Source organism: Proteiniphilum sp. (assembly GCF_034927365.1).
Classification (GTDB): Bacteria; Bacteroidota; Bacteroidia; order Bacteroidales; family Dysgonomonadaceae; genus Proteiniphilum.
In genome coordinates, this window is sequence record NZ_JAYFQD010000013.1 from 138473 (window position 1) to 151886 (window position 13414).

8 protein-coding genes are annotated in these 13414 nt (G+C 43.5%); all 8 read right to left on the minus strand.

What is annotated here, in order from left to right; all coding sequences use genetic code 11:
• Positions 1-94 precede the first annotated feature (94 nt).
• The 8 genes from VB073_RS09695 to VB073_RS09730 all read right to left on the minus strand — a co-directional run bounded on the left by VB073_RS09695 (position 95) and on the right by VB073_RS09730 (position 13414).
• Positions 95-1162, minus strand: coding sequence for a carbohydrate-binding protein (locus VB073_RS09695; RefSeq protein WP_323403964.1), 1068 nt, complete (start codon positions 1160-1162; stop codon positions 95-97).
• A gap of 46 nt (positions 1163-1208) precedes the next feature.
• A complete protein-coding gene (locus tag VB073_RS09700) occupies positions 1209-2183 on the minus strand; it encodes a BT_3044 domain-containing protein (RefSeq protein ID WP_323403965.1) in 975 nt (324 codons plus the stop codon).
• 18 nt (positions 2184-2201) lie between these two features.
• Positions 2202-4196 carry a RagB/SusD family nutrient uptake outer membrane protein gene (locus VB073_RS09705; protein WP_323403966.1) on the minus strand — a complete coding sequence of 665 codons (1995 nt, stop codon included), beginning with the start codon at positions 4194-4196 and terminating at the stop codon, positions 2202-2204.
• A gap of 12 nt (positions 4197-4208) precedes the next feature.
• Entirely contained in the window at positions 4209-7319 is a 3111-nt protein-coding gene (locus VB073_RS09710; protein ID WP_323403967.1) for a TonB-dependent receptor, read from the minus strand.
• Positions 7320-7353: 34 nt separating this feature from the next.
• The gene (locus VB073_RS09715; protein WP_323403968.1) at positions 7354-8676 is read right to left on the minus strand and encodes an IPT/TIG domain-containing protein; all 1323 of its coding nucleotides are present in this window, start codon (positions 8674-8676) and stop codon (positions 7354-7356) included.
• A gap of 612 nt (positions 8677-9288) precedes the next feature.
• The gene (locus VB073_RS09720; RefSeq protein WP_323403969.1) at positions 9289-10350 is read right to left on the minus strand and encodes an Ig-like domain-containing protein; all 1062 of its coding nucleotides are present in this window, start codon (positions 10348-10350) and stop codon (positions 9289-9291) included.
• A gap of 18 nt (positions 10351-10368) precedes the next feature.
• Complete coding sequence (locus tag VB073_RS09725; protein WP_323403970.1) at positions 10369-11352, minus strand: BT_3987 domain-containing protein; 984 nt, start codon at positions 11350-11352, stop codon at positions 10369-10371.
• Between the two features lie 19 nt (positions 11353-11371).
• Positions 11372-13414 (minus strand): RagB/SusD family nutrient uptake outer membrane protein, encoded by a 2043-nt coding sequence (locus VB073_RS09730; RefSeq protein ID WP_323403971.1) that lies wholly within the window; start codon positions 13412-13414, stop codon positions 11372-11374.

Genomic DNA, 13414 nt, shown 5'->3' on the forward strand with positions numbered 1-13414 from the left:
TATTGTGTTAGACGAATAACCTGCAGGACTTCATAAACTTTCTATCGATATGTGCATGAAGTACTGCAGGTTAATGATTAAAATAGGATATCAATTATTTTTTAGTAAACCTGAATCCTCTGAGATTATGCCCACCCTCGAAATAATATTTGAATGTATGTTTCCCTTTCGTCAGCGACAGGGTCAACTTGTCCTCAGGGGTGGAAACCAATTGATACGCACCCCAGCCACCTGTTGCAGGAGTCGGGATGGTGCCGGTCACGTTTACACCGTCAACTTCCAGATGGAAACTGCTGGCACTGGGGCCTGCAAGCAAGACATCCACTTTATAGTCACCCGCATCCACCACATTTATAGTATAGAGCAACCATTCTCCCGGATTCGTATAGCCGACGTTACTACCGCCGTTTCCTTCTACTTCAACGGGGGTACTTCCGGTATCACCATTATTCCGACGGTAATTATCATTACCGGTGTTATTGCCCGCATCTGCATCATGGAAGGCATATCCTTCACCACCGATATCGAAGTTTGCCGCAGCAAGTTCATAAGGTTCAGCCGCAGTAAGGTTATGCGGCCCTCTGAAAGGAAGGGTATTGGTTACCTCTACCTCAATTTTCTTCTCGATGTCACCTATTTTGTAAATAATCTTGGTTACACCGGCACTAATTGCTGTGATTTCACCCTCTTTATTGACGATAGCAACATCCTTATTTTCCGAACTCCATGAATAATTCTTGGGTACATCATTGGTATTATTGGGTACATAGGTTACCGATATACTTTTTTTGGTGCCCCGTAATAGCACGAGTTCGGTTTGAGTTAGCGATACATCTTCCAGGGGAATCCTTACGGTTGCGGTGAGATTCACTTTGGTAGAAAGATTGCCACTGCTCACCACGATATCAGTGGTACCTTCCCCAACTACCTGTACCAAACCGCCCGATGTGACTGTTGCCACTTTCGTATCTTCAGTCGACCAATTATAGGTCCCTTCCAGAGGACTGGCTGTGAGTTGGATCTGCTCACCCACAAACAGCGAGAGTGACTGCCTGTTCACGTAGATATTCGTTTCTTCCTCTATTACGTCGTATTTGTAGCATCCTGAGAGGGAACCCAGGAAAAAAAGCCACAGAGTTATCTTAACAAATTTATCTTTCATTGTTCTATATCATTTAATTTGTTAACCATTTTGAAATCAGAATCAATTATTCCATTCTTCTTAAAGTCTCTTTTATCGTGATCCAATTATTCCATACCGCAGGCTGTGTGCTTGTGGCAGGAGTTCTTATGGTCCGATAACGATAATAGAGGTAAAACCGTTTGACAATTTTCGTGTCTGTATAGGTTTTTGCTTCTTCATACTTATTCCATTCATCACCACCGTCCAATTGTTCCACTTCTATTGTTCCGTAGGGTGTAATCTGGACCTTGTTGTTCTCATCGACGGTAAGAATAATTGAATATCGTTCAATATCCTCAACTGTAGCCGTTGAAATGACTTGTGTCTGACTTCCCGCATACAGGCGAACCGAATTTTTGGTCAATGGACGAATCAGTTTGGAGGTAGAGACACCGGTATTATTCCCGTCAGCCCCCAGAATGGTACCCCTCAATTGATAATAAGTGTCTTTGGCCTGTTCTGCATAATCATTTTTCAACGTGATACGGAACAATACACCCGATTTCTCTTTGTTGACCTCATACTTTGAGGTGCTCTTGATCGAAATAGGGATAAAATAGACCGAATCGGGAGACAAACCTTCCGTGCGGACTTTAATCGGCAACCTTGCGTATTGGTCGGCGTTATGTGCCGGGAAGGTGACACGATTAGAAGCAATTGTGTATCTGTCTTCCGGCAAAAGGCGGGCATATTTTTCAACATCAATATCGTAATTCGACCTGTTGAATTTATCGAAAAGTACAACATCCGGCTCCAATTCTACTGTAAATTCCTCCGGGTTGGACAACGATCCTCCACATCCGACGACTAAATGGGCAGTAATTTCTCCATCGTTTGTAATTTTTTTCAGATCATATTCTGCCGAATAAACATTATACTCATTTTCACTCAAAAGATAGACCACGTATTTGTAATGCTCTCTTGCTGAAAAGTCTTCTTCATTGCATGCCATGAAACTAACCAATGGAAGAATACATAGCAAATATATAATTTTTTTCATATATTTCATTTTTTATGATTAATTTTCCCATCCCGGATTCTGATCCAAATTTGGCACTTTTCTTATTTCATCCAAATTGATAGGCATAAATATTAGTTTTTTGTTAACTATTCTATTACGCGCTTTGGAGTGATTGAGGTGTACCCTGTTATAAAATCCTTCTTTATAAGCATCTGTATCCATTCCCTGCATAGGTTCATTTTCTGTCTCTTCATAAATTCCCCATCTGCGTACGTCGTAATATCTCCTATTCTCGAATAAGAATTCAATCATTCGTTCCCGTTCAATCAATTTCTGTACAGTCTGGGGAGAAGCAAGTTCCTCTTCGGTTAGTCCCGGTAAGCCGGCACGATAGCGTACCTGATTGAATGCAGACCGGATCTCATCTACATCACGCGTAAGGGTATATCGTTCACCGCTGATGGTATCGGTGATGGAATGACTTGTGGTTAGGTTGTTTAATGCTTCTGCATAGGATAGCAATATTTCGGCATAACGGATAATTGGAAATGGCTTGTCGATACGTGCTGCTGCCGTTCCGGCCCATGCATCATCGGGATGTACGTACTTGCGAAGTACATAACCGGTAATCGGGTAATTGTTTACATTTCCCTGATGACTCTCTTTTCCTGCATTGCCATCTTTATAATAAGTTACAACAATATTCTTTCTTGCAGTTTCAGAGGTAGTACTTGCCGACCAGAAACATTCACTGAAGCCGATATTGGCATAAAAACGCATTTCCCTGTTTACATACATTCTATGTACCGATCCTTTCAATATATATCCTGAAAATGTTCTATCACCCCCTCCGAGAAATCCATCCTCAGAATATGGATATTCCGGGCTGGGATCGGAGATGTCACGACCATCTGCCATATAGTACGCGTCCACGACCTTCTGGGTAACACCCATACCATTCCATCCTCCCATGTTTGCTACCGGGAAAGAATGCTGGGTATAGGCCAGGACATATGGCGACATACGTCCCCATACAAATTCCTTGTTTTGAGAACCGAGGGTTTCCCCATTAAACATATAGGAGTAGGAGCGGAACGGATCTATATTCCCTGCTCCGTTAGGAAATGGTTCAGCTGGCACATTTACCGGTAGAGGAGGAGTATCCCCTTGCCTTTCAATAGTATGAAGAGCATATATATTCATGTCGATAATCCGTTTTGCAGCGAAAGCTGCTTCTGCCCATTTTCTCTCATCATATGTCTGGTTGATATAGTGCTTTCCGTCTATTTTGCGAGTCCAGTTACCGAAATAAACCCTTGCCGCACTTTGGCCGTTGAAGAGAGGACTGGCAGCTTGCAAGCGAATACGGGTAATGAGTCCGTAAGCAGCACCTTTTGTCGGGCGTCCGAAGAAGTTCAACGCCACCTCAACCGGAAGGAATTGAGCTGCTTTTTCCAGTTCCTTACAAATGTATTCTACGCTCTCGTCGTAAGTAGCTCTGTGGGTATTGTAATACTCAGGCGTTTCGTTATTTTCCAGTATTTTATCGCCTATAAGGATAACCGGGCCATATTGCATGAGAAGATGATAATAGGCATAAGCGCGCATGAAATAGACATATCCCAACATATCTCTTTTGTCGGAAGCTGTCATGTCGGCTGCTTCGTCCATACGGGTGAGAATAGTATTTGCCTTGCGGATAATCTGATAGGCCCCCCCCCAGATATCCATTCCATACATGCTATTGGCTTTTACTTCACCTAAAACAAAAGCCATCCCATGAAATTCACCGGTACCGAAGAGTGTAAATCCTTCATCGGTCGCAAAAGGGCCGGGTGTATAATTGTTCCCGAAAATTCGTCCTTCATCAGGAAAAAAGGCAGCCGTTCCCCATACATATTTTTCCAGATTTCGTTTATTACTGAAAATAGAATCCACTTGAAGTGTTTCATTGAAGTAATAATCATCTGTATCCAGAAAATTACAGGATGGGAATAACAGAATGAGCATGACGGGTAAAAAAACCGTTAGATATATTTTTAGCTTGTCCATATCTGTATAATTTTAGAAGTTAAGATAAATCTGAAAAGTTACACGTGCCGGGATTGGATATGCCCGTCCGTTCTGGTGTGCTTGTTCCGGATCCCATAGATCAACCCCATCCCATACAAACAGGTTATTCCCGACAAGTTGAAAATCTATTGAAGATAATCCGACTGTTTGGAACATGGGCGTTTTCCAGTTGTAGTTCACCGTGATTTCCTGTAAGCGCAAATATTTGCTGTTTCCTTTCCAGAAAGTAGATAATTGTGAGTTGTTTGCATTATAACCATACGATAAGCGCGGAAAACGTGCATTAGGATTCTCTGTAGAAGGATCCCCGGAATAGGAAGCAGGAGTCCACCTGTTTTTCTGATCAGCCACGATAGACAGAACATTTCCGGTTTCCATACCATGGAAAGGAACGTAACCCATACCGTTTGTCAACCAATAGCTCCCATTATTATAGTAATATCCGACATGGAAAAAGTCTGTATTTCCCGTCCCTTTAAAGAGTACACCAACCGTTAGGTTCTTATAACGGAAATCAGTACCAAAACCATACATTAAACGTGGGTAAGTAGCATAAGATAAAACAACCTGGTCGTCTGTATTAATTTGTCCATCACCGTTTACGTCCTTGTATTTGATATCGCCGGGACGCACTTCAAATCCACCGAAATTTTGTCTCGGGCTGCTTTTTACATCTTCTTCATCACGAAACAAACCGGTTGATATATATCCCCTGATCGCTCCATGAGGAAAATTAGACTGTTGCTGATACTTATATTTCGGATAAGCTTGTTCCCAATTCTCTATTTTGTTGGTGGAATAGGTGAAGTTACCTCTCAGCGTAAGAGAGAGATCTTTATTAAAGTCGTGACTGTATGAAATATTTCCATCAGATCCCCAACTCTTCATTTTTCCTACGTTACCATACGGTAAGCTGATTAACCCCACGTAGTTAGGGATTTGTGCGCGCTGTTGGAAAATACCGTCACGTTGATCCTGGAAGAAGTCAAGCACAAAAGAAACTTTGTCGTTAAATAGATGTCCTTCAATACCCACATCCGACTTGATTGATTTTTCCCACTTCAGGTTGTCAGCTCCTACGATAGTCTCTGCAATGCCACTTTCGGCACTTCCCCATCCGGACGCAGCATTTTCATTGATCCGGGTAATATAGGGAAAGCGGGTTCCTGAAATCTGGTCATTTCCCACAGAACCGTATGAACCGCGAATCTTGAAAAAGTTCAACCATGGCAATTTCTCTTTTACCCATTCGTAATTGGAGGGTACCCATCCACCAGCAATTGAAGGGAAGAATCCAAAACGACGGCCAGCCTGGAAGTTCTCAGAACCGGTATACCCGAAATTGACATCTAACAGGTAAGTATCTTGAAAACCATAAGTCAGTCGGCTGGAGATACCCTGGTATCGTTTCGGTGCAGCCGCCAGATTCCAGTCGATACCAGTGATGTCCTGTGTTCTCTTGGAATCACTCATATAATAATATGCCAGGGCAGAAAAACGATGATCGTCATTGAGAATTTTCTCATAGTTCAGCGTGGACTCGAAATGATATTTTCGGTATTGTTGTTGGGAAAAACCATAGTTCGCTCCAACCTTATCCACCTTTTTTGCAATCTGTAATTTACCGTTTACATCTCTTGATGAGGCAAAGTATAATTCCGGGAGTACATAACGACGTTCTGTAAACCAACTTTGAGTGTCGAATGCTCCTTGCATTCTGAAATTCAAACCTTCCGTAATGAAGGAGAGATCCTGTGACAACGCTAGGGTAGCCTTCGCCAAATTGGAGTCGTCGGAGGTAATACCGGTATGGTTAATCATCACATAGGGTGAAAAATTATTAGTAGGTCCCCAAGCCGGTAGATGTCCGGTAGAGTATTTGGTGGGAATCAGCAGTGGGGTCAGATTCGACTGTGCTTCCCAGATATAATTGGTACTTGCAACCCCAGGCATCTTGTTTCGGGTTAAATATCCGTCAACACCGAAAAATACTTTCGTTGTTTTGGTTAAGTTAATATCCAGATTGGTCCTATAGGAATAGGTGTTATATCCCATCCCAACTTTATACAAACTACTAGGATCTTGTTTATAAGCAGCAGTTTCATTCGACATACCCAAACTGAAGAAATAGGTGGCAATTTCTCCTCCCCCCTGTGCGCTCAAGTAATAGGTGGTTTGATGGCTTATAGGGTTCACGATTTCATCCTGCCAGTTCACATCAGGGAAAAGGTCCTTATCGAGGCCATACTGGATCGTTTCCATATCCCTATCGTTATAGAGCGGTTCGTCTTCACGTACTACGCGTGCTTCATTGGCCAGCTTGGCATATTCGTACGCTCCCAGATACTTGGGCATCTTTTGTAATCTGGCGATTGTATGGTTTACACGGGCATTGATTTTCAACTTTCCTGTAGAACCACGCTTGGTGGTAACCAATACTACCCCGTTAGCACCTCTCACCCCGTATACGGCTGTGGCGGATGCATCCTTCAGTACGGAGAAACTTTCAACGTCGGCGGGATCAATAGAATTCAGATTTCCTTCCAGTCCGTCAATCAATACCAGGGCTGAACTGTTTGCCCCGAAGGTACTGATTCCCCTGATCCAGAATTCTGAGATGTTTTTTCCCGGTTCACCACTCGACTGCATGGTAATGATACCAGGCATACGTCCTCCCAGAATGTTAGCCATTGAAGTGGCCGGAACCTGGAGTTGTCCGGTTTCAATAGTACTTATTGCCCCTACTGTACTTATTTTACGCTGGACGCTCCCTAATGCGGTAATAACTACTTCGTCAATAGTCGTTGTTTGCTCGTTAAGGGTAATTACCAGGTTCGACACATTATTTTCTACCCGGTATTCGTAGTTCTCATATCCCATGAAACTAAAAACGATTAAGTCGCCTTTAGAAGCCTTGATGGCGAACTTTCCGTCTATGTCTGAGGTAACCCCAAGTCCAGGACGATCTTTCAAATAGATGCTGGTTCCAGGCAGAGGTTCTCCTCTATTGTCCTGAACCACTCCCGATATACTCAAATTCTGCTGTGCATAAACCGGAATCATCAACCAAATGAAACAGAAGATTATTATAATATTTTTCATATGATTAAAATTATTTTTTTAATAGTCAGTAAATTTATTCCACCGCCAGTTTACGAACGCAGTTGTTGAAAAAATCGGCAATATAGATATTGTAATCCTTGTCAATAGCTACTCCTTTTGGATAGTTAAAGAGGGCATCTTCGGGATTACCATCCTGGTAACCGGATTTTCCGGCTATTCCGATCAGGGTTGATACCCTGCCTTCGGGTGTGATCTGACGGATACAATGATTTCCTGCATCGGCGAGAATAATATTGTTGTTGACATCAAAAATCAATTGACACGGGTTGGTAAATAACGACTCTTCTACACTCCCGTCTTTCCAGCCCGAGGTGTTCTTGGTGCCGGCAAATAACTTATGTTCTTTGGTCAGGATATTGTATGTGAAAATACAATGCCGGCTTGTATAGGAAATATATAACATGTGTGTATGTACCGGATCGAATGAGAGGAAACTGTCGGTGTCGGGTTCAATACCGTCCGTTACCTGTTCCCCTACCCGGGTTTTTGGGTTGAATCTGATAATCTGTCCGTTATATCCACGAGTATAAATCATATCATCATATTTACAAGCAGCAAAACCATGTTTCCAGTTGATGGTAAAGTCTTTCATTCCTTGTGCCTGTTCTTCGGCTGAGGGATGTAATATCTGTCTTCTTCTTACTCCCCATTGGGCAGCAGGATCAAGCACGTACATTACATCTCCTCCGTCACTGGGGAACATTACGACCTTTCCTTCCGTATCGGTTGATGGAGCTCCTGTTGGATCTCCACTAAACATCTTGGTTACGGTTCGTTCCTGCTGGTTGATCATTACAATATCATAATTACCTCTCCAGTGAGAAAGGAATATATTGTATTCATTATCGACAGCTAATGTGGAAGGAGACTCAAAAGTCGCTTCTGCAAACGAGCCTGTCTTTAATTCACTGGTGCCTTTTTGTCCTACCAGGGTTGTTACTGTTGTGGAAATATGATAAATAAACTTTTCAGGAGCCACGACGGAATCCTTTCCTACAACCACTGAAATTGTACAGGTATCACCCGGCTGGCGAGGAGTAACAACCAGTGCCTTCCCCTTGTCGCAACCGATGATAGCAGCTTCCTTGTTATTAAAATAGACTTTAATTTTAGAAGGATCATTTCCCATATTCTTTCCAGTAATTAGCATACGTGTAGCCATTCCCCCTTCCAAAGGAGAGAAGGACTGTACCACAACCGGTTTATCCGGATCATATGCGCTATCATTGTCACCCTCCCCATTATCTCCACATGAGAGCATAACGGTCATGCATGTAATCAAAAACAACCATTTATTTTTGATTAGAAGCTTTTTGATTGATTTGTTCTTACCCATACATCAGTTTTTTAATAGATTTGCTTTCTGTCCTTTTTAATTTACACTATATATCAACACATTCTTTGTTTAAGAACAGGTTGGTTCTTTTGTATTATATTAATACATTGTTAATAATAGTACATCTAAGATTTCATCTATAATTTTTTACAACTCCCCTCTGAATAATAATAGTCATTAGATCCCCAGAAATTGTGTGATCTATATTTTCTTTGATGAAATTTATACAAATTTACCTTTATGGTATATTTGATGACTGTGTAAAGTGATATTAAAGCTGTGTAAAATGATATAATAGGTGAGAGCTACTATTCTTATAACAATTTTAAGATATCGTGAGACTGTTGTTAAATATTGTGTTTACATGAGTAAGTTTTTGTTTCTCATTGTCTTTGTATTGTTCTCGGCTGGTCTGATATTCATTAATTCCACGGAATTTATTTACAAGAAACCGATAAAAACAGACAGCGAAAAGGTTTAAAAAAATTAATAGAACTACCCGGTTTTCATTTATTGCATGGATCGATCGAACCATCCTTCAAAGGCGGGGATATTCGGAATAGCCTGCAGTATATTACATACTACAGGCTATTTTTTCAACAGGATTTTCAATTACTTTTTGGTGAATTTCAGTGATTTGAAATTATGTCCTCCTTCAAAATAATATTTGATCTTATGTCTTCCCTCCGTAAAGGTGATATCCGGGACAGAGATCCACCAGAAAGTACCCCATCCGCCGGTATTAGGTACACCAACGGTGCCGGTCACATTCTCATTGTTCACTTCGAGATGGAAACTGCCTGTGCCGGGTACCGCAACTTGCGCCTCTACCTTGTAAACACCTCCGTCAATCACTTCTACGGTATAAAGGAGCCACTCTCCGGCACCTGTCCACCCTACGTTCTGCCCATATCCTTCTATGTCAACCGCATCGCTTGAAGTATCACCATTGCTTCTTCTGTAATTGCCTCCTTGTCCGGAGTTATCCCCGCTGTCGTCGTCATGGAAAGCATATCCTTCACCTCCCATATCGAAATTGGCAGCAAAAAGCTCATAAGGTGCTGCTGCAGAGAGGATATGCGGTCCTTTGAAGGGGCGGGTATAGGCCGCATCCACCTCAATCTTTTTTACGATGTCCCCAATCTGGTAGACTATATTGGTTACTCCTTCGCCTACAACGGTGATATCCCCTGCCACATTCACGGTGACGACATCCGGATTTTCGGAACGCCATGAATGTTTGGGTATGTCATTGGCATTGTCGGGGATATAAGTTACCAATATGGTCTTTTTACCACCCGGAAGCAATTCAAGATGGGTTGCTCCTAAAGAGACATCCCTTAGTGGGACCCTCACTGCCGATGTCACCGGTACTTTGGTTACCAGATCGCCATCCCTTACAACAATATTGGTAGATCCCTCACCGATCGCCTCCACCAGTCCGTTTGAGGTTACGGTAGCAACCTTGGTGTCTTCGCTCAACCACTGATACTGGTAAGTCCCGTCTGTCGGGCTTGCCGTAAGTTGCAGGGATTGGCCTACAAAGAGCGATAAAGATGTCCTGTCCACGTAAATATAGTTCTGTATTTCTTTTTGCGCGTAGTCATCGCATCCTGCCATAAATCCCATCAACAGGATACACAAGCCATATTTTATAAATTCTTTTTTCATCATTCCAGTTCAATTAAGGTTTTACTCTTCTTTTTCATCTGCTTCATCAAACTCCATCCGAAGTTCTTCCTTTATCTCATAAGTGGTGTTTCCCGACTTGTAGTTATATCTCAACAAGAATGTTTTGTAGGTTTTAAAACCATCATCCTCCACTTTGAAGATATTGGGAAAATCCTTGTCACCGTCCACCTGGGTCACTGCCGCATTCTTGTAGGGAGTAATGGTTATCTTGTTGTCCGTTCCAATCTCCAGTAACATTGCAGACTTATTGAATACATTTACATCGGATACAAATGATTCATTCCCTGCCATTACACGGACTTTATTGCTGGTGACGGGATGCATAATTTTGGTTCCCGGCATTTCGAGTTCACTGGTTGATCCCAGCACCCTGTGTTTTGCCCTCATGTTGTAGATGGTATTTCCATCGGCCTGTGCCCAATAATTCTTAGTCCTGACACGGTAGAGGATAAAGCTCTTGGCGGGATTGACTTCATAGGCCGAATGGGATTCCACCCGCAAGGCAATGAAGTAAGAGGAATCGGGTGATAACCCGTCGGGACGGATGCGAATGGGAAGCCTTCCGCTTATCTTCCCTGCCGGGATGGTGAACTGGTAACTGTCAATATCGTATTTATCCTTCGGTAGGGGAAGGACATACTTGGTTACATCTACATCGTAATTGGTCTTGTTGAAAGCATCTATCAACGAATTATCTTCCACGAGGTTGACTACGATATCTTTCTCCGTTGGATTAGTGCCTCCCATGGAGGCGGCTACATAACCTGTCGATTCTTCCCCCAATTTGTGGTACTTGCGTGATACGTTGTCGCTTTCGCTGATCAGGGCAAATACATTCTTGTATTGTTCCCTTTCAAATACCTCATCCCTGTTACAGGAAATGATGACAAGGAACAGGAGCGTTGTCATGCCCGCTATTCCGGCCCACCGTGAGGCTCTTTTCCGGTTTTTGTTCTCCTTTATATACATATATAAATGTTTCATATGTGTAAAGTTATTTATTTTAGTTTTCCCAGCCGGGGTTTTGGTCTAACGAAGGAAGTAACCTCACTTCATTGAGCGGTATCGGCAACCAGTTCAGACGCCGATTCACGATACGTGCACCAATACGGGATGTATTGGGGATAACCCGGGTATAATAGACCTCTTTAGGCCCGTCCACATTCATTCCCCTGATGGGTATACTCTCTTCCTGCTCATAAATACCCCATCGTCTTACATCATAGTAACGGCGGTTTTCAAAAAGAAATTCAACGAACCGTTCCTTCTCAATCATTGATTGTACCTGGTTGGCATCTTCATTTCCCGATAAACCGGGCAAGCCGGCACGGTGACGCACCTGGTTGAACGCTTTCCGGATCTCTTCCATATTCCTGCTGAATATCTGTGACTGTCCGTCCATTTCAACGGTATGGCTGCCGGTCAGGTTATTGAGCGCTTCGGCATAGGAGAGTAATATTTCCGCGTAGCGGATAATACCGAATCCTTTGTCCATCCTTCTTGCGTTGGTGCCTCCCCATGCATCGGAGGAATGAATGAATTTCTTGATCACATATCCGGTGATAGGATAATCCTGGGCGGTAGTCACGCCTCCTTTTCCATTCGGTGAATTGAAGTAATAGGCGATGGTCTGGTTGTAATATCCTGACGAGGTGGAAGAGGTCATAGGCCAGAAACATTCACTGAAACCGACGGAAGCATAGAAACGGGCTTCCCGGTTAGCGTACATATTGCTGACACCGGCATTCAACCTGTATCCCGAGAATGTTTTTACTCCACCGGTATATCCTGTTTCTGTGTAAGGATACTCTTCACTCGAACTGTCAATGGTTCTTCCGTCGACCATCGAATAGGCATCCACCACTTTTTGGGTGACGCACATCCCGTTCCAGCCATCTAACCGCTGTGGGAAAGCCATTTGGGTATTGGCAAGAATCGCACCACTACGCCGTCCCCATACATATTCGGGGTTGACCGGCACCACTGCTTCACCGTTGAACATCTCCGAATAGGAACGGAATGGGTCAATACCGGCTGCACCTTCGGGCCATGCCTTGTAATAGTCGGGATCGGAAGCCACTCCTTCGGGCAGATCGGGTGTATCACCATCAGCCTGCACCGTGTGTAGCCGGTATAAGGGAGCCCCCGACAGTTGCATATCCATTACCCGTTTCGCCGCAGCGGCTGCTACCGCCCAGCGCTTCTCGTCATAGTTCTGTGATACATAGAGCGTTCCATCGGTAGTGCGTTTCCAATCACCGAAAAAGGTCCTGGCCGGAGCGCCGCCATTGTATAAGGGGCTGGCATGGATCAGGCGTAACCGTGCCACCAGGCCGTAGGCAGCCCCTTTGGTAGGAATCCCGAACTCCATCAATGAAACCGTTAAGGGTAGATTTTCGGCTGCTGCTTCAAACTCACTGCATATATACTCTACAGCCTCGTCATAGGTGCTGCGTGGCCGGTCGTATGCTGCAAGGGTAGCATTCGATTCCACGATCTCATCACTCAACAGGATGGGGGGGCCAAAGTCCACCAGGATATTATAGTAGGCATAAGCTCTCATAAAACGGGTATATCCGATAATGTAGAACCTGTCTTTGGTGGTCATGTCGACGGGTTCGTCGATCCGTGCCAGGATGGTGTTGCACTTGCGGATGATACGATAGTAATTACCCCACGTACCTCCAAAAGAGTGCATGCTGTTTGCGGTAATTTCACCCAGTACAAAACGCATCCCGTTATAACTATGCATCGTCAGGAAGCTGGTAAAAGCTTCGTCGGTGGCCAATGGTCCCGGGGTATGTTGGTTTTGTAATAGATTACCTTCGTCATAAAACATACCTGCAGTGCCCCACATATAGGCCTCCACGTGGCGTGTTTGTGCAAAAATAGAATCCAGTTTCAATTCTTCGCTGAAATAATTGTCCACACTCAGGTAGTCCTTACAAGAGGAGAGAGAGAGCAGTAGCAGGAGTATGACGAGTGAGAAACTCTTTATCTGATGGGCACTTGGTTGCCTGGTCATATCTATATTCAATTGCTTCAT

What these genes read in the sequence shown, in the direction of transcription:
- VB073_RS09700 (WP_323403965.1), bottom strand. Translation starts at nt 2,183, where the DNA reads ATGAAAAAAATTATATATTTGCTATGTATTCTTCCATTGGTTAGTTTC.
- VB073_RS09710 (WP_323403967.1), bottom strand. Translation starts at nt 7,319, where the DNA reads ATGAAAAATATTATAATAATCTTCTGTTTCATTTGGTTGATGATTCCG.
- VB073_RS09725 (WP_323403970.1), bottom strand. Translation starts at nt 11,352, where the DNA reads ATGAAACATTTATATATGTATATAAAGGAGAACAAAAACCGGAAAAGA.
- VB073_RS09695 (WP_323403964.1), bottom strand. Translation starts at nt 1,162, where the DNA reads ATGAAAGATAAATTTGTTAAGATAACTCTGTGGCTTTTTTTCCTGGGT.
- VB073_RS09705 (WP_323403966.1), bottom strand. Translation starts at nt 4,196, where the DNA reads ATGGACAAGCTAAAAATATATCTAACGGTTTTTTTACCCGTCATGCTC.
- VB073_RS09715 (WP_323403968.1), bottom strand. Translation starts at nt 8,676, where the DNA reads ATGGGTAAGAACAAATCAATCAAAAAGCTTCTAATCAAAAATAAATGG.
- VB073_RS09720 (WP_323403969.1), bottom strand. Translation starts at nt 10,350, where the DNA reads ATGATGAAAAAAGAATTTATAAAATATGGCTTGTGTATCCTGTTGATG.
- VB073_RS09730 (WP_323403971.1), bottom strand. Translation starts at nt 13,414, where the DNA reads ATGAAGCAATTGAATATAGATATGACCAGGCAACCAAGTGCCCATCAG.